This is a genomic window from Pseudomonas syringae group sp. J309-1, assembly GCF_032582135.1.
Taxonomy (GTDB): Bacteria; Pseudomonadota; Gammaproteobacteria; order Pseudomonadales; family Pseudomonadaceae; genus Aquipseudomonas; species Aquipseudomonas quasicaspiana.
The window spans coordinates 39,159-57,016 of the sequence record NZ_JAWHNU010000047.1; the positions used below are offsets into that span (position 1 = coordinate 39,159).

A 17,858-nucleotide genomic window follows, 5' to 3' on the forward strand; every position below is an offset into this window, starting at 1 on the left:
ATCACCGGGCAAACAACGGTGGCTTGCTGCCCAGGCGGATGATTTTCGGAAACTCGTTGATCGGCACCTGGGCCGAGCAGCGGCTGTCGTTGCAGTTCCAGGGGACGCCGCTGTCGTGCTGGCCTCGTTCCGGTTGGCCGCTGTCGGTCAGCAGTACATTGCCTGTCTGAACACTACTGGCATCGATTGCAATTGAACTCGGCGGCCCGGTGCTCCAGGCCACCAGAACCTGCTCCGATCCTTTGGCAAAGCGCAGCAGGTAAACACTATCCAGTTCCCGGCTCTTTTCGGCGTCATAGCGATAGTCGTGCAGAAACGGGCTGATGGCTTTCAGGGTCAGATAAGACGGCTTGGCCGTCAGGTCCTGATTGAAAAAACCGGAATTCTGTTCCGGGTTGCCGGGATTTTTGCCGTCGTCCAGCAACTCGTACCACCACAAACCTTTGATATCCGGCACGGTCTGGGCCAGGAAAAAGCTCCTGGCCAGCCAGGCGGCCTTGGCCTGTTCACTGACTCCGCATTTGTCGCTGTTGCCGGGCCAGCCCATTTCGGTGAGGTATAGCGGCACAGGCCGTGCAACCCGAGCCCTGAGGTCGGCATCGATCCAGCGCAACCAGGCAATCCATCGTTCCGGGGTATGCTGTCCGTCCTGACGGCAATACTCATAAGGATGCAGAGACAGGCCATCCACATGATCGAGCAATCCGGCTGTCACCAGACGGTCGGCAAATCCCGCTTCCATCCCTTGGGTTGTTACTGCGCTGGCCAGAATTGTCACAGGATTTTTTCGCTGTCGCAGTGTGTTGGCGGTTTGTTCAATCAGGTTGCTGTAGTCCCGGGCAATGGCCAGGTCGACCGGGTTCTCTTCGTCCCACTCATTCCCTATTTCGTAAAAGTCCACGCGGTCGGCCAGATTACCGCTGACGAAACTGACGTAGTTCGCGTTGCTATCATTCAATACCAGCAGGGGTCTGAGTTTGTACTTCTGTGTCCTGTTCAGATATGCCTGCCAGGCGGGATCGATCTGCAACTGGCCGTAATGGGGCTCTGCTATGGGCCACCAGGCATCATCGCGAACCGAATCGACGCCAGCGGCTTCGAGCAGTTGCAGCACTTTGGCCGACAGGCCGTTTTTGTTCATCAAGTGAGTCGCGACACCAATAATGAATCGTTCGTCAGCGGTTGCAGTACCGCTCAATAACAGGCTCAGGAGACAAAGGGTCAGTGGCGTTCTTGACAGTCTTCGAGGCGGCTTGCGCATGGTTGTCTCAATGAAGAGGCACGGTCCGGAGCGTAAGCGTCCAGGCTCTGGTTGGTCACGGGCCGGTAAATAACACTGCTTATAAAGACGGAGCCCGGTATGTCAGATTGGACCTGACGCACCAGGCTTTGCCTGGTATGACGTGCCGTCCAGCAAGGTCTGTTCGAGAATGCTTTCGTAGCTGTCGAGCATCAGTTGCAGGTCTGTCAGGGCCCCGACACTGATTCGGGCCTGAGCGCTCAAACGTGCCAGCAGCTCAGGCTGCTGATGCAACCTGAGCATCGCCACACCCAGCGAGTCCGGATCGTCGGGGCTGCACAGCAGGCCATTGAACTGATCCTGAATAATTTCCGGGAGTCCGCCCATTCGACTGGCTATCACCGGCACCGACCAGGAGCAGGCCTCAACCGCGACCATGCCGAAGGGCTCGTTCCATATTGACGGCACGATGGCCACATCGATTTGCTTGTAGAAGTCTTCAGGAGACTGGTACCCCACGAAGCTTATTTTTGGCGAGAGAGCCAGTGCCTTGAAGCGTTCTTCATCGTCCAGTTGACCCCGGCCGGCAATCTGCAAAGTGGCGTCAATAGGCAGTTGCTGGAATTGTTCGATCAGCCAGCGCAGCCCTTTAGGTTCGGACAAGGTGCCCATGTAGCCGAAGCGTAGCGGAGCATTTTTCGCCGGCGGCCCCAGGCTTTTGACCTTGATCGGTATGGCCGGACGAGGACTGGCGTTGTGCACTACGTAGCCACGGGCTCCTTTGAAATAACCCTGGGCTTGCAGGGTGTCGAGCATGAAGCGGCTGACGCCGACGACCGTGTTGACCTGGGCCGAGCGGGCCTCGTGGCCTTTGCGAAAGTGCTCGCAGCGGCCACATTGAGTCTTGCAGCTTTGACCTTTGCTGAACATGGTGCTGCCGGGACACAACAGGTAGAGATCATGAAGCACCTGGACGATGGGCAGTCCGGCGGCGGTGATCTCGTCCCAGGCTGAAACCGACCAGCCGGTCAGGTTGTGGCACACCACCAGATCCGGTTTTTCCAAGGCGATCACTTGCTTCACATAATCGCGCATGCCTGCGTTGTAGCGGTCGCGCAGGTGCCAGCCCAGTCGCGCCAGTTTACCGGGGCGCTGGGCGCTGAAGTGCCAATAGAAATTACGCAATCCGGCGCGGTAGACCTTCACCAGATTGACGGTCTCTTCGACAAGACCTGACTGCGGGCCGGTGGCAAGTACTGCGACCTGGTAGCCACGTTGCTGCAGGCCTTCGACCGTGCGTTGCAGGATGATTTCTGCGCCGCCACCGATGTCCGGGGCATACAGGCTGCTGATGAACAGGGCCTTCATAGCGGATATGACTTGTGCAGGCCCAACACACCGGACTCGCCATCGGCGATGGCTCGTTCGATCAGACTCAAGCGTTGCTCGGCACCGCGTCGCTTGGCAATCAGCCGCAACAGGCGGAAGAATACCCAGCGATTGAAGCTGTAGAGACATTCCGACGAGGCCCAGATGTTCTTGTCGAACCAGGCCTGATTACGGGCACCGTAATAGGCGCGAAGATCCGAGCCGCCCAGCAGAAAACTTTCATAGATATTGCTGGTGCGCGCTTTGATGTTCCATGAGTCCTCAAGGTCATCCAGCAGTGCATCCGGCACCAGAAAAATGCGTCCGCCGGTGGCGGTAATGCGCCAGGTGTATTCACTGTCGTCGGCGTACAGCATCAACGCATCCAGTGGCAGGCCGATGCGCTGGTAAAGGCTGCGATGGGCGAGCAGACCGCCGTAAGTAGCGAAGGGCAGTTGTACCGTTTCGATTTTTTTGTATTTGCCCTGAGGCTGACCCCAAGGCAAGCGTCGCCAGATTTTGTAGGGCAGTTGCGCGATATGAAAACCGAAGAAGCTGGAACGACGCTGGATAGCAAAGCGGCGCGGTACACCGGCCGCGATGTCGGCCTGGTGAGTAGGACGAAAGCCCAGCACGGCGGCCTTGTCTTTACCATCAATGGCCTGGCGCTGAGCCAGGCTCTGATGCAGGGTCGCAATGGCGTTGATCGTCGGCGCGTTGTCGTCATCCATCAGCCAGATGTATTCAGCGCCAGCGTCCAGCGCAGCCTGAATGCCTATTGAATAGCCTTTGGCTGAACCGGTGTTGCTCTGCAGATAAATGACCTCGACCTGACCCGGCCAGGTTGTGCGCAGGTTTTCCAGCGGCGCAACCGAGGCATTGCTGACGATAATCACCCGATTGATCAGCGGACTCTCCAGCGAGCGGCTGACCAGCGTATGCAAGTAGTTGTAGCGATCGCCATAGGTCAGCGTCACCAGCGTTGTGAGTTGGGTCATGGTGAGTTCCGGTGGATGAGGTCAGAGAGCAGGAGCGGTCTTGTGGCTATCAAACACTGACTTGTAGGAGCGCACGAGCACCGCGAGGCCGCGATAGCGGTGTATCAGAAAAGACGCCATCGCTGCCTCGCGGTGCTCGTGAGCTCCTACAGAAAAGCATTGCAAATCAGGTAACTGCATTTGTTTGACAGGCGCTGCCCTGGTGTGGGCAGGGATCTCATTTCAGATCAGGGAAACAAGAAGTGGGCTCAGGCGCAGCGAGCGTCAAACCCGTGCTTCCATCCGCAGCAAGCTGCTCATCGGCAACACCACTTTCTGTTCGCGTCGCAGCAGGTTGAGCAGGATGACGGCGCGCTCGGTGCCATCGCAGGCGAGGAATATCGCTTCGATATCGCACAGCTCGCCCGCTTTGATCAGCACATGTTCGCCGTACCTGAACTCGGCTTTTGGGGCCGGAGTGCTCAGGCGCAGGCGAATCTGCTCGATCAGTTCGTCTTGCACCGGCACCGGATGGCCACCAAACGTTACGATTCTGGCAACACCTCGAGTTGAGCGGATCGGGTACCAGTTGTCATGGATCTGATCCATACGAATGAATAGATAGCCGGGGAACAGTTCCTCCTGATTCACAGATCGAGCACTGCGTTTTTTCGTATCGCCAGGCTTGAACGGGCGATAGCACTCGAAATTCTGACGCTGCAGGTGTTCTTCGGCGCGTGCTTCCTGGCGGGGTTTGGTCTGAATCAGGTACCAGCGGGCTGGGTTACTCAAAGACATGGCAATCACTCCGCAGCAGCGTGGGCAGGTTTGATGGAGTCGGCATCGCCCTGGTTGACCAGTTCAGCCATTGGGTTTGTTTCGCCGGGCTGCACGCCATCGCCGACGCTGTAACAGGCCAGCATCGCCTGGATCTGCTCCACGCTGTTGAACATCAACACGTCGATGATCGACAGGCTGGGTACAAAAGGCTGGTTCAGTTGTGGGTAGACGATGGGGTCCATTTTGAAGAAACGAACCAATAGCCCCTGACGCGCGAAGTGACTGCGGTCGTACAGCTCGACGCCACCGATTGGATTGAGAAACGTGGTGGCCGCGAAGACGCGTGAGACGTTGATGACACGGTCCTGTTTGTCGAGGCAGGACACGAGTTCGAGGTCCGAACCGCGCAGAATGGGCGTGAGGATATGCAGGTAAGCGCACAGTTCGCGAATCGTGTGCTCTGTGTAGACGCCAAGGTTTGTCTGCGGGAAGCGAATCAAGCGCTCCAGAAAAGGCATCACCTGCGCGAAGTGCGGCGCCTTGCGATAACTCTGGGAGATCAGGTTGACCAATCGATCAGCCTCATCGCTGAAGTTGTCGCACAATTGGCGTTTCATGATCGGCAGTTCGAAGCTGTCTTTCTTCAACGGGAAGGTCATCAGCTTTGCTTCACCGTTGTTCAGGATGCGATTGCGATTGACCCACCCGGAGCGGATGTACTGCAGATCGTCACCGAGGACAAACACGTCCGCCGCCGCAATCAACTGAAAGTAGCCCAGATAGGGGAAGAGATAGGGCTGCATCATTGCGATCGTCCGTGTCATGTGTAACTCCTTGAGCATGCGGGGAAATAAAGTGCGCGTCTGGACGCTATTTACGGACCGGGCTGTAGTTGTAGCCATAAGCGGCGCAGTCATAGTCAGCGGTGGACGCCTTGCGCAGCACGCCGTTGAAGATCGCGCCTTTGATCAGCACGCCGTTCTGGCCAAGGCGACGTTTGCAGGCTTCGATTTCTTTAACCGTGGTCAGGCCGAAGCGGGTCACCAGCAGACACGTGCCCGCCTGACGCCCGACCAGGGTGGCGTCGGTGACGGCCAGAATCGGTGGTGTGTCCACCAGAATCAGGTCGTAGAGCGGGGAAAGCTCGGCGAGCATTTTGTTGAAGTTGTCATGCATCAACAGCTCAGAAGGATTCGGCACTGCGAAGCCGCAGGCCATCACGTCGAGGTTGCGTACCTCGGTGTGATTGATGGCGTCCGTGCTTTTCACGCGAGCTGCCAGAGTGTCTGACAAACCGTGCTTGGGGTTCAGACCGAAGATCTTGTGCTGGTAGCCTTTGCGCATATCGGCATCGATCAGCAGCACGCGCCTTCCAGCCTGGGCAATGATCACCGCCAGATTACTGGATACGAAGGACTTGCCAGCGCCGGGCGACGGGCTGGAAATCATCAGGACGTTGTTACGCGCCTCAAGCATCGCGAAGTGCAGGCTGGTACGCAGGCTGCGCAAGGATTCGATGGCCAGCTCGGTGGGTGCAGAAACACTCAGCAGTTTCGATTCCTTGCTGCGTCCCTGACTGTTCTTTTCCAGTCGGTCTTGCTGGCGGGAGTAGGGCAGCGACGCGTAGACCGGCATGCCAATATTTTCGATGATTTCGGGGTTTTCCACGCCGCGATAGAACGCCTGGCGGACGAAGACGGTGCCAACTGCCACGACAACGCCGAGCAATGCAGCCAGCAGCACGATGAGTTTTTTCATCGGTTTGACCGGCTGTTCGACGTTGGCGTCGGCATTGTCGATGATCCTGACGTTACCGATACTGCCTGCACGCAGGATGTCTTGCTCTTGGCTCTTGTTGAGCATCAGGGTGTAAGTCTGGCTGGTGACCTGCATGTCGCGGGTCAGGCGCAGCAGTTCCTGTTGTGTAACGGGCAGCGCTTCGATCTTCTTCAGCAGGCCCTGTTTCTGCGCTTCCAGCTGGCTCATCTGATTCATCAGGCCGCGATAGGTCGGGTGTTCGCGGGTGTACAGACGCTCTATCTCGACGCGCTTGAGCTTGAGTTCGGACAGCATCGAATCCAGCTTGACCACCTGATCCAGGATGCCTTTGGTTTCGATGCTCAGGTCCACGGATTTGGCGCTGGTTTGAAAGTCGTTCAGGGCCATTTCCGACTCTTCCAGTTGCTTGCGTACGGCAGGCAGTTGGGAGCGCAGGAATTCCAGGCGTTGCGCAGCTTCGGCCGAGCTGCGCTCAACGTTCTGGCGCACATATAGGCGGCTGACTTCATTGAGGATGTGATTGGCTTTCTCTGGACCGGGGTCCTGAATGGCGAGGTAGATGATCCCGGAATCCTTGCCTGCTTCGGTGATTTTCAGGCGGTCCTGATAAATCAGTGCGGCCGTCAGCGTGCGCAGTTTGGCGACGATGAACTCAGTGCCTGGTCGTGCATTGAGCGCAGCCACCTGTATTTTTGCGCCTTTGCCCTCGACGGTCTGGTTGATGGCACCACTCAGAATCAACGTACGGTCTTCGTCATAAAGAGAAAAGAACCCCGGTTTTCCTGCAACCAGAATCAGGCTTTCGCCGAGCAGGCCTTCCGGGACGTCGAGCTGAAACACGTCGATCTTCTCTCCGCCCCAGGCGTAGGCAGTCTGGCCAAACAGAGGCTCCGCCAGTGCGTTGGGTGTCTCCTGCTTGAACGTGCGGTTCAAATAAGGGCCAATCACCGGGAACAGTTTCGGAAGCTGCACGATATTGAGCTTGAGGTCTTCGACGACTTTGCCCAGAACGGCGCGGGATTTGATCAGCTCGATTTCAGTCGTGGCTTGAGACACCGACATGGGTTTGCCGGAGACCTCGGGTGTGCCCTCGATACCGATTTTTTTCGGCTCGATCTGGATCATCGCGTTGGCCTGATAGATCGGTGTGGAAAGCAACGCATAGGCCACGCCCGCCAGGCTGAAGAGCCCGACGATCAAAAGGATAAGGCCCTTGTGGTCGAATAATGTGCGCAAGATAGTTGCCAGATCGATCCGGGAGTCCTGGTAGTAGTCCAGGGAAGAGCGGTTCATAGCGGTCATTTATCTTGTTTCTCCTGACTGAAGAAAAGGTAGCCAGTCGTCGACGCATCTCGAGAGCTGCTCGTAGGTCTGTTCAAAGGCTAATTGGGGTTGCCGGTAGGGGTCGGCGATTTCCAGCTGTTGCTGCCATTTGCCAATCAGAAACGTTTTGCCACGTACTTCAGGAGCCAGCTTCAGCACGCTGTTCAACTGCGAAGGCTCCATCAGCAGAATCAGTTCGGCGCGGTGCAGCATGGCTCTCTCTACCTGACGGGCTTGATGTCGAGGTGTCCGGACTTGATGCATTTGCAATACCGCCTGCGCCAGCGGGTCCATCGGCGAGCCGAGAACCGCGTGTGTTCCTGCCGAAGTCACCTGCACATGCGGCGCGATACGTTGGAGCAACAGCGCCTCGGCCATGGGGCTGCGGCAGATGTTGCCAACGCAGATCACCAGCACGTTACTGAACATGGCCTTTGCTGATCGATGGCAGCAGACGCCTGCGCAGATTGACGCTCATGTTGCGGATGGCCATCAGCAGCGCCTGGACTTTGTGCATCGGGCCGAGTGCTGCCAGGGACAGGCAGAAGACCTGTTTCAGGAAGTGTTCGTACAGGGCCTGATTGCCAATGCGCTGGTAATAGTTGGCCAGGCTGCTGCTGGTCTGCAGGCTCATGTGCAATTTGCGTTTGTTGCTGCGCATGGAAAAAATTCCGCCCGGGTGCACCCGGTACGCCGCCGGTTTGATCTCGGCCATGAACTTGCCTTTACCAAAGGCGCCCAACAGCGACCACCAGCACATGTCATTGAGCGGCGCGACGGGCATCATTAGCTCGGGCGGCAGGGTGCTCAGCAGATTACGAAAGCACACCGTCAGGGTCGAAATCGGTCGTGCTTTCTGCAGGTCCAGAGCACTGGCATCGCTGCGCAGATTGCCTTTTAGCTGAATGCCTCGCAGACCGTTTTTATCGAAGGCCATGGCGTCGTGATAGGTCATCACGTAGTCCCGGTTAGCTTCGAGGAAGTCCACCTGGATCTGCAGCTTGTGTGGGTCGGTCCAATAGTCATCAGCTTCGCAATAGGCGATGTAGTGACCGCGCGCCTTGGCAAACAGACCGGGCACACAAGGCCGACCATGCTGGAACTGGTTCACCTGCTCATAGAAGGGCCGAATGATGTGCGGGTAACGTTGGGTGTACTCGGCGATGATCCGTGCCGTGCCATCTGTAGAGGCATCGTCATTGATCAGGATTTCGAAATTGAAGGTCGTCTGCTGAGCGAGAAAGCTGTCCAGTGTCTGAGCGATGAAGTCTTCCTGGTTGTAGGCCGGGCACACGATGCTCAGTAATGGCGGTGCGCTTGGGTCAGTTTTTGTAATCTCATCCATGGCTCATGTACTCGGTTTGCTGAACAAGACGAAAATTCTGGCTGCCACCGGTTTGTAGCTGGCGGCGACGATCAATAGGGTGATCAGGCCGCTGACTGCCAGGCCCAAAAACACGCTGAGGCGATCATCCCCGGCAATCAGCAGGAACAAGGGTTCGCTGAGTGTCAGACCCACTGCTGTCATCACGCTGATCCGTAAAATGTCTCGCAACCACTGGCCATGGATGCCGGGAGCCAGACGGCGGTGAACGATCATCGGCCAGATGGCGAACGACACCACGCGCAGAAGAAACCAAGAGATGGCCGCGCCATAGGCGCCTTGGTAACGAATGGCGAAGAACATCACCGGTACCGTGACGATGGCGGAAACCACGCTGTACCAGATATGCAGACTTATCTGCCCATAGGCGTACTGCAGGTAAAACTGAAAGGCGCTGACGGCCATGATCGCGCTGCCCAGGGAATACCAGCACAGAATCTGATGGCTCCATTGCGCCGCGACCCAGTCGCCGGTCCAGGCATAGATCAGGTACTTGCCATGCAAGCCGATCAGGGCGGCCAGCGGAAACAGAAACGTGCAGGCAAAGCGGTTTGCGGCCAGGAACAGGACGTTCATCTCACTCTGACGACCCTCGGCCACCATCACCGTCATGCGCGGTAACAACGCCTGCACCAGTGGGTTGGTGAGCATCATGATGCCGGTGGTGGTCAGGGTCACCAGCGAAAAATAGCCGTATTGATCCAGCGGCAGCAGGTCGGACAGCAACACCTTGTCCATCTGGGTCAGCACAATCCACAGCACTGAAGTCAGGGTCATGCTGGCGGCAAACGGGATAATCGGCTTGACCAGCTGCCAGTTGAAACCCGTGAGGAAGTGCGGGGTGGGCATTTGCTGATACGCCCGGGCAGCAAACATCAGGGTCTCGATCAGCCCGACCAGGACTTGGAATCTGAAGTAGTCCTCAGGGTCCTGAGAGTAGGTACTGACTAACACCAGGCCGCCGAAATAACGCAGTGTCGCAATGATGATGTTGGCGATATTCAGCCAGGCGTGTTGTTCAAGGCCCTGAATGCCGCTTTTATACAGGGTTGCATACAGGCGCAGGCCAACCACCAGTCCCATCAGGCTGATGCAGTTGATCAATGTCTCGGGCCGCAGGTCTTTAGCGTTGAGCCACTGCAGGGCAATCCACGGGCTGCTCAGGTAAATACCGATGCAACACAGCAGCGCCATTGGCAGGAAAATGATTTCGAACGAACGCAATAACTGCCCTGAGCTGCGTTCACGGGCAAGCGTACCCTGCTGGTGGGCGACGGCACGCACCAGGCTGGGTGACAAACCCGCATCAAGTAGCAGCAACCATGTCTGCATAACGGCGAAGAATCCGATCAAACCATAAGCCTCGGCACCCAGGTGCCCGAGGTAGAACGGCATGATCAGAATTCCCACCAGCAAAACGTAGGCCTGGCCGACATAGTTGAGTGCGGTATTGCGAACGACCGAGCGACTTTGCACCATGGCAATTACATCGCCCGAGCGATGAGCGGGCTGCGGTAGCGCGCGCTATTGATGCTGCACTCTTCGAGCAGCGTGTTGATGACTTTTTCCTGATCGCTTCTTTGCAGGCCGGGATAGATCGGCAGGCACAGTACGCGTTCGCTCAACGCACGGGATTCGCACTGGGGAACCTGCGGCTGCAGGTACTCAAGGGTATCCAGCGACGGATAGAAGTAGCGTCGTGGGTTGATGTCCCGATGGTTGAGTGCAGTGCGTATGCGCAGCAATTGTTGTTCGTTGTGCAGGGCTACCGGGTAGTAGCTGTGATTGAGCTGGCTGTCTGCCTCGGTTTGCTGCAGATCCAGATAGTTTTCCAGTCGGGATGTATAGCGGTAAGCAATTTCAGCCCGTTCTTCAAGAATGTTCTCGATGTCATCCAGGATGCAAAGACCCATGGCGGCAGAAAATTCGTTGAGCTTGGCGTTGATGCCAATACTGTCAATCTTGTCTACGTCAGAGATACCGAAGTTACACAGCAGATAGGCACGTTTGGCTATTTCGTCATCATTGGTGATGATCGCGCCGCCCTCAATGGTGTGGAAAAGTTTGGTGGCATGGAAACTCAAGGTGCTGACATCGCCCCAATTGAGCACCGACTGGCCCGCATGACGCACGGCAAAAGCATGGGCACCGTCATAGATCACTTTGAGTTTGTGCTTGAGCGCAATTTGTTCAATGCGTTCGACAGCACAGGGATTGCCGAATACATGGGTGCCGACGATAGCGGTTGTATCGGCCTCGATGCGGCTTTCGATGTGGTCCGGCGAGATGTTCCAGGTGGCGGGATCAATGTCGGCAAACAATGGCCGTATACCTTCCCACTGTAAGGAGCTGCTGGTTGCGACAAAACTGAAGGGGGTAGTGACCGCGCTGCCACCAAGGTTCAGCGCACGGTAAGCCACTTGCAACGCCAGCGTCCCGTTGTTGGTCAGGATGATATGTTTGACGCCCAGATATTCTTTAAGGCGTTCTTCCAGTTCGCCCAGCAGAGGTCCGTGATTGGTCAGCCAGCCCCGGGCATAAATGCCTTCTACATAAGCCTTGAACTTGCCGATATCGCCCAGGTATGTCTTGGTTACGTTGATCATCGAAGCCTCCATGTTTGACGTTTAACGCAGGTGTCAGAGCGATTTGCCGGGTGTGACTGCCGTGGGGACTGCGCCCGCTTTGATGCTGGCGCGTCGGGCGCGGCGTTGGTTGATGTTCAGGATCAGCCGCGTGGTCAGGCTGCCGGCATGGGGATCGCCGAAATGGAAGATTGCCGTCGCCCGGGTAATCTCGGGGCCGCAGGGCTTGTTGGCATGCAGTGTCCGGTAGCCCCAGAACACGTAGATATCGCCCGGTTTGAGCGTCAGTGTTTCGGGCTTGAGCCAGCCTCGCTGGATGGCCATGACCAGCAACTTGCGGCTGAAGGCGTTCTGCAATAACGCTTTTTCAACGGCGTTGAACACCGCGTTATGCCGCACTTTGCGCAGGTTGGGAAACAGCATGAGGTCACCGCGATCGTCCCCTTCGGTAGGGATGAACACAGGCACCAGCACGGTAACCAGGCTGGCATCGAAATGAAAACAGTTGGATTCACGACGCCCCTGGTTGCCTTGAACACAGCGCAGAACCGGAAAAATTTCGGTGCTGGCGGGCTCCACGCCGGTGGCCGAGCGATAAAGGCCGGCCAGCATTTGCTGGAAGTCCGCAGACTCCCACAGCGATGACAGCGAACTTTGCGACAGTAACTGCTTACCGTGGTGAGCGAAGTACTCACCCCGATGCAGTGTCGCCTCGGCTTGGGTGTAGGTGCGCAGCAGTTGCAGGTCGTTGGCGTTGAGTGCGCCGCTTATCTGGCAGAACCCCTGAGCATCGATCTGCTCAGCAATCTGCTTTATCTGCGGCTGATCCATGGCAAATGAAGATGGCATCAATTCAATCCCTGATATTGAAGGTGAGCTCGTCCACGCTACCGCCCGAATCCTTTGATCCAGTGTGTGGAGGTCTTGAGCGTATTTCCCGTCACGTGGCGCAGATTCCCGGGCCACGCTACCGCCATTCCGACTGCTCTCAGCAGCTGGGCTCTTTTCTGTTAATCAAAGGACGACCACCGGCGCTAAAGTGCGCCGTGCAGATAACTAACGTGAGGCATTTCAAGAAGTGTGTTGGCTCGATATTTCCTGCGCGTTACTCTTTGGTAACACTGCACTGACAAGGAAATGTCTGACATGCGTATATATCGTTCTCGCCTGGCTTTCTGTCAAATTATTTCGTCAACATTCTGTTAAGTTTTTGATAAGTGGTTTTAAATATATCTCAAGTTGTTGATTTATAAGGAGTCAAAAAAACATTACGCGCACTGCTTCGGTGCGGTGACGGTTTTTGGGCACTCTTACAATTTTCATAAACTGAAGGCTCTAAACGCCGTTATCGTTTTTATAACGCCAGAAGTTCGTCGGCGAAAGAGAGGGTTATATAAATCTTTAAAGGAAACATAATATTATTCAAATGAGTGTAATGATTGATATTCACTCCCTTTGAATATATCTATAGGCGCTAGAAGGGTGCCGGTCAGTACTGACAGGGGCTTGTTACTCCTGCTGTTGGGCATGGAATGTGCGTGGAGTATCATGGAGCTCTTGAGACAGTTGCTTGTATATGTCTTTTTTGAATAAGCAAATATTAATTAATAATTTTTTGATCTATGTCTGTTCATGCATGATGCTCCACAGGTTCAGTTTGAGCGTCGCAGGAATCGCGACTCGTATTACGCAAACAGTCCGGCGTTCCGGGCTGCGCATTTGAAGGTGGTTTGATGAAAAATCTTGCGCTGTATTTTGACTACGCTGCTACCACTCCCGTTGATGAGCGTGTCATTGAGGTCATGGTGCAATGCCTGGGCAGGTCTGGCACGTTTGGTAACCCGGCATCCAATTCACATGCTTATGGCCGCGAAGCGCGATCTGCCGTTGACATTGCGCGGCAGCAGGTTGCTGATCTGGTAGGTGCTCAGGCGGAGCAGGTCATCTGGACTTCGGGTGCGACCGAGTCTAACAATCTGGCGCTGAAGGGCGTTGCTCAAGGTTATGCAGAGCGCCACGGGCTTACCTCCGGGCACATTATTACCAGCCTGATCGAACACAAGGCGATTCTGGATACCGCTCATCAGCTGCAGTTGGCGGGTGTTGAAGTCACTTACCTGGCACCTGATACGAATGGCTTGATCGCTCCCGAGGCAGTGACCGCTGCTCTGCGTGAAGATACTTTTCTGGTGTCGTTGATGCTGGTCAACAACGAGCTGGGGACGCTCACCGATATTGCACAGATCGGTCGGCATGTGCGCGAGCATGGGGCACTGTTCCATGTTGACGCTGCTCAAGGGGCTGGCAAGGTCAGGATTGATCTGGCCGAACTGGCGGTGGACCTGATGTCGTTCTCGGCGCACAAGATCTATGGTCCCAAAGGTATTGGTGCGCTGTATGTGGGGCCGCGAGCCGAACAGCGTGTAGAAGCGCAGATTCATGGTGGGGGGCACGAAAGTGGCCTGCGTTCAGGCACGCTGGCCACGCATCAGATTGCCGGTATGGGCGCAGCCTTTGCGTTGGCGCAGACGCTGTTTGACGAAGAAACTGCTCATATTCAGCGTTTGAACGAGCTTTTATGTACACAGCTGGCCGATGTCTCCGGCTTGCGTATCAATGGCGACGCGGCTCAGCGCATACCTCATACCTTGAGTCTCACGTTCGGCAACAGTGATCTGGACATTGCAGTCCTGGGCCACGGTCTGGCTTTTTCCTCGACGTCTGCCTGTAACTCGGCAAAAAACACCCCGTCACATGTTTTGCTGGCGCTGGGTCATGACGCAAAGGCGGCCAGTCAAACCATTCGCCTGAGCCTCGGACGCTTTACCACTCAAGAAGAAATCGAGCGCGCAGCGTCGCTGATCAAGGCTGCAAGGGTACAACCTGCGTTCTGGGCGGTTGCTCAGTCCTGATTGGTGCTCCATTATCTGCCCGCAAGAGATTAATTTATCGGGTCAGCAGGAGAACCAATGAGTACGCAATCGAAACCCAGCGCAGCCGTCGCGCAACGTCTGGCGCAGACACGGGCCTTGATGAGTCGCGAGCGTATCGATGCTTATCTGGTGCCTTCGGCCGACCCGCATCTTTCTGAGTACCTGCCAGGTTACTGGCAAGGACGACAATGGTTGTCGGGGTTTCATGGTTCGGTCGGAACGCTGATCGTTACTCAGGATTTTGCCGGGCTATGGGCGGACAGCCGTTACTGGGAGCAGGCCACCAAAGAGCTGGCTGGCAGCGGCATTGAACTGGTCAAGCTCCAGCCGGGGCTGCAAGGGCCTTTGGAGTGGCTGGCTGATCAGGCCAAGACCGAAACGGTTGTGGCAGTCGATGGTGCTGTGTTGGCGGTTGCCTCTTCCCGGACTCTTGCGAGCAAGCTCTATGAGCGTGGAGCAAGGTTGCGTACTGACCTGGATTTGCTGACTGAGTTATGGACAGACCGACCTGCGTTACCCGTCAGCCCTGTTTATGAGCATTTGCCGCCTCAGGCCTCTGTCAAACGAGGAGAAAAGCTCGCTCGTCTGCGTCAGGTCATTACCGAGCGTGGTGCGGACTGGCATTTCATCGCTACGCTTGATGACATTGCCTGGCTGTTCAATCTTCGCGGTTCAGATGTCTCCTACAATCCCGTGTTCATTTCCTTCGCTCTGATCGGGCCGAACAGCGTCAGTCTGTTTGTTGACTCGGACAAGCTGAGCGCAGGCGTACGCCTGAGTCTCGAGCAGGACGGCGTTACGTTGCTGGAGTACACCCAGATTGGCGCAGCATTGCGTGAAGTGCCTAAAGATGCTCGCCTGCTGGTTGATCCTGCCCGGGTGACCTGCGGACTACTGGATTACCTGGATGCAGAAGTCACGCTGGTGGAGGGCCTCAACCCGACAACCTTGTTCAAGTCCCAGAAAAGTGAAGCCGACACCGCACACATCCGTCAGGCCATGGAGCAGGACGGCGCGGCGTTGTGTGAATTCTTCTGCTGGCTTGATTCTGCATTGGGGCACGACCCTGTCAGCGAGCTGACTGTTGATGAAAAGCTGGGACAGGCTCGTCAACGCCGTCCAGGTTACATCTCGCCCAGTTTTGCTACCATTGCCGGATTCAATGGTAATGGAGCGATGCCGCACTATCGTGCTACACCGGAGGAATTCTCGCAGATCGAGGGGGACGGGCTACTGCTCATTGACTCCGGTGGCCAATACCTGGGGGGCACGACCGATATCACGCGCATGGTTCCTGTCGGTACTCCAAGTGCAGAGCAGAAGCGTGATTGCACTCGAGTACTCAAAGGCCTGATCGCGTTATCCCGTACGCACTTTCCTAAAGGCATTCTGTCGCCGCTGCTGGATTCCATCGCCCGGGCGCCAATATGGTCTGAAGGTGTGAACTACGGTCACGGCACCGGGCATGGTGTTGGCTATTTCCTCAACGTCCACGAAGGACCGCAGGTTATTGCCTACCAGGCTCCGGCTACGCCTCAAACCGCCATGTTGCCAGGCATGATTACGTCGATCGAGCCGGGTACTTATCGTCCGGGTCGATGGGGTGTCCGAATCGAGAATCTGGTGATCAATCGTGAGGCACAGAGTACGGAGTTCGGCGACTTCCTCGGGTTCGAAACCCTGACCTTATGCCCGATCGATACCCGATGCCTGGAGATCGGGCTGCTGACGCAGGATGAGCGTGAATGGTTGAACGACTATCACGCTCAGGTGAATCAGCGCTTGAGCCCACTGTTGCAGGGTGCAGCGCTTGAGTGGCTGCGAATGCGTACTGTGGCGGTCTGATCTGCTTGAGGTTTATATGGCGGTGAATGCAGCCGCCATACTTTCCTTTAGTCAGCGGCTTTTGCAGGTTTTTTGCAGATGATAATCATGCTGCGACTGGTGTAGCCGGCGGGGTTCAAACCGAAAGGATAGTCGCCCGGGTCTTCCAGGCCATCGCCTGATTTGGCAATGACTCTGAAGTTTTTCGAAACGCATGAGTCAGCTGCCAATTCGTAGCACCTTTGCCACGAAGACGATAAGCCTGAGCAGTTGATATGAATCCCTCGTTTGGTCTGCTTGACGGGGGCCGAAGTAGCTGCGCAGCCTGTGATTATTAGTGTCGCTAGCGCTATAAAAATATAATTCATTACCTTCCTTACTCTGGCCTTTGTTGAGCGCCAGTGCCCAGCCCGGATGCGGTTACTCACTCAGATGATTTGGCATTCTGCCGTAGCTGGATTCGGCTGTGGCGTTGCCATGGGGTAAACATGGCTTAACATCGCTAAAAACGCCAGTGACATCTTGTATCTGAGCAGGTAAAGGCTCAGTCGGCAGGGACCAATTGTGCGGTTTCACGTCGTGCTGTAAGGGTTGCGCCTGCTGAGGCCAGAATAATCGCGCCAATGGCCAGCCATTGAGTAAGGGTCAGATTTTCGTGAAGAAAAAGCATGCCTGATAACGCTCCGAATGCCGGCTCCAGACTGGCCAGGGTCCCGAATGTTCGTGCAGGCATCCGGGTCAGTGCGACCATCTCCAGGCTATAGGGGAGGGCAGTGGACAAGATCGCTACGCCGATAGCGGTAGGAATCAAGCCAATATCGAGGAGCGCCCAGCCTGCATGCACGGCACCAATCGGGGCAATGAAGAGGGCAGCAATGAGTACGCCCAGCGCTGCCGTTTGAATGCCGTTATCTTCCCCCGCCTTCTGTCCGAACAGGATGTAGCCTGCCCAGCAGATTCCGGCGCCTAACGCATAGGCCACACCGGTCATATCCAGGCTCGCGCTTTCTGCGCCGGTCGGAATGAGCAGCAACAATCCCGTTACGGCCAGCGCGATCCAGACGAAGTCGAGTGGTCTGCGTGAACCAAACAAAGCAACAGCCAGCGGCCCGGTGAACTCCAGGGCTACGGCAATGCCTAGCGGGACGCTGCGCAACGACATATAGAAGAGGAAATTCATGCCTCCCAGTGCCAGTCCGTAGAACAGCACTGTCCGCAATGACTTCGCGGTGAATCTGGCGCGCCATGGGCGGAGTACCAGCAGCAGAATAACGCTGGCAAAGATCAACCTTAAAGAAGTCGTGCCCTGCGCACCTACCAAAGGAAACAGCGTCTTCGCCATTGATGCTCCGGTCTGAATGGATGCCATGGCAATGAGCAGTAGTCCGATAGGGAATAGCGTGTGGGAAAGAGGGCGCAGGTTGTTGCTCATGGGGAGGGTGTTCCAGTCAGCGGGCAGTTGGTGCAAAGGCTATATGATGCTTAAGAAGATCTTGCTGCGCAATATAATGCTCATGGTGAGTTGTTCTTCTATATAAGCAGTATCTTTTTAGCTTTTTTGGGAAAACTGAAATTAGGGGTTGACGGCCTCTCTAATCTCTCTATAATTCGCACCTCTTCTGGCGCAGACAGAACGAAAAACTCCTTGATAATCAATGAGTTGGA

The 17,858-nt window shown here is 56.0% G+C and carries 15 protein-coding genes; 2 read left to right on the forward strand and 13 right to left on the reverse strand.

All coding sequences use genetic code 11. The annotated features are described in order from the left end of the window. Nucleotide 1: 1 nt before the first annotated feature. The 11 genes from RX972_RS21575 to RX972_RS21625 all read right to left on the reverse strand — a co-directional run bounded on the left by RX972_RS21575 (nucleotide 2) and on the right by RX972_RS21625 (nucleotide 12,285). On the reverse strand, nucleotides 2-1,198 hold the full coding sequence (locus tag RX972_RS21575; protein WP_316878349.1) for a hypothetical protein: 1,197 nt from the start codon (nucleotides 1,196-1,198) through the stop codon (nucleotides 2-4). A 165-nt stretch (nucleotides 1,199-1,363) separates the two neighbouring features. Next, nucleotides 1,364-2,608, reverse strand: a complete 1,245-nt coding sequence (locus RX972_RS21580; protein ID WP_316878351.1) for a glycosyltransferase family 4 protein — start codon at nucleotides 2,606-2,608, stop codon at nucleotides 1,364-1,366. Then, nucleotides 2,605-3,606: a glycosyltransferase gene (locus RX972_RS21585; protein WP_263267681.1), complete on the reverse strand. Its 1,002-nt coding sequence runs from the start codon at nucleotides 3,604-3,606 to the stop codon at nucleotides 2,605-2,607. The genes RX972_RS21580 and RX972_RS21585 overlap by 4 nt, the downstream gene beginning before the upstream one ends. Nucleotides 3,607-3,870: 264 nt before the next feature. Continuing rightward, nucleotides 3,871-4,383 carry a transcription/translation regulatory transformer protein RfaH gene (gene rfaH, locus RX972_RS21590; protein ID WP_316878356.1) on the reverse strand — a complete coding sequence of 171 codons (513 nt, stop codon included), beginning with the start codon at nucleotides 4,381-4,383 and terminating at the stop codon, nucleotides 3,871-3,873. 5 nt (nucleotides 4,384-4,388) lie between these two features. After that, nucleotides 4,389-5,189 (reverse strand): WbqC family protein, encoded by an 801-nt coding sequence (locus tag RX972_RS21595; protein WP_316878358.1) that lies wholly within the window; start codon nucleotides 5,187-5,189, stop codon nucleotides 4,389-4,391. A 46-nt stretch (nucleotides 5,190-5,235) separates the two neighbouring features. After that, complete coding sequence (locus RX972_RS21600; protein ID WP_316878360.1) at nucleotides 5,236-7,446, reverse strand: polysaccharide biosynthesis tyrosine autokinase; 2,211 nt, start codon at nucleotides 7,444-7,446, stop codon at nucleotides 5,236-5,238. Then, on the reverse strand, nucleotides 7,447-7,896 hold the full coding sequence (locus RX972_RS21605) for a low molecular weight protein-tyrosine-phosphatase (RefSeq protein ID WP_099267206.1): 450 nt from the start codon (nucleotides 7,894-7,896) through the stop codon (nucleotides 7,447-7,449). It lies immediately after the preceding gene. Continuing rightward, complete coding sequence (locus tag RX972_RS21610; protein ID WP_027899253.1) at nucleotides 7,886-8,812, reverse strand: glycosyltransferase family 2 protein; 927 nt, start codon at nucleotides 8,810-8,812, stop codon at nucleotides 7,886-7,888. Before RX972_RS21610 ends, RX972_RS21605 begins: the two co-directional genes overlap by 11 nt. 3 nt (nucleotides 8,813-8,815) lie before the next feature. After that, nucleotides 8,816-10,330 carry a lipopolysaccharide biosynthesis protein gene (locus tag RX972_RS21615; RefSeq protein ID WP_316878365.1) on the reverse strand — a complete coding sequence of 505 codons (1,515 nt, stop codon included), beginning with the start codon at nucleotides 10,328-10,330 and terminating at the stop codon, nucleotides 8,816-8,818. Between the two features lie 5 nt (nucleotides 10,331-10,335). Beyond that, nucleotides 10,336-11,457, reverse strand: coding sequence for a DegT/DnrJ/EryC1/StrS family aminotransferase (locus RX972_RS21620; RefSeq protein WP_316878367.1), 1,122 nt, complete (start codon nucleotides 11,455-11,457; stop codon nucleotides 10,336-10,338). Nucleotides 11,458-11,490: 33 nt separating this feature from the next. Next, nucleotides 11,491-12,285, reverse strand: a complete 795-nt coding sequence (locus RX972_RS21625; protein WP_316878369.1) for a hypothetical protein — start codon at nucleotides 12,283-12,285, stop codon at nucleotides 11,491-11,493. 884 nt (nucleotides 12,286-13,169) lie between these two features. Between RX972_RS21625 and RX972_RS21630 the strand changes: the two genes are divergently transcribed. Together RX972_RS21630 and RX972_RS21635 are read left to right on the forward strand one after the other, a co-directional pair. After that, on the forward strand, nucleotides 13,170-14,348 hold the full coding sequence (locus RX972_RS21630) for an aminotransferase class V-fold PLP-dependent enzyme (RefSeq protein ID WP_316878371.1): 1,179 nt from the start codon (nucleotides 13,170-13,172) through the stop codon (nucleotides 14,346-14,348). A 57-nt stretch (nucleotides 14,349-14,405) separates the two neighbouring features. Continuing rightward, entirely contained in the window at nucleotides 14,406-16,214 is a 1,809-nt protein-coding gene (locus tag RX972_RS21635) for an aminopeptidase P family protein (protein WP_316878373.1), read from the forward strand. A gap of 47 nt (nucleotides 16,215-16,261) precedes the next feature. On the opposite strand, the gene RX972_RS21640 is transcribed toward RX972_RS21635, so the two are convergent. Next, complete coding sequence (locus RX972_RS21640) at nucleotides 16,262-16,561, reverse strand: hypothetical protein (RefSeq protein ID WP_255878609.1); 300 nt, start codon at nucleotides 16,559-16,561, stop codon at nucleotides 16,262-16,264. A 176-nt stretch (nucleotides 16,562-16,737) separates the two neighbouring features. Beyond that, complete coding sequence (rhtA, locus tag RX972_RS21645) at nucleotides 16,738-17,625, reverse strand: threonine/homoserine exporter RhtA (protein ID WP_255878610.1); 888 nt, start codon at nucleotides 17,623-17,625, stop codon at nucleotides 16,738-16,740. Between the last annotated feature and the right edge of the window lie 233 nt (nucleotides 17,626-17,858).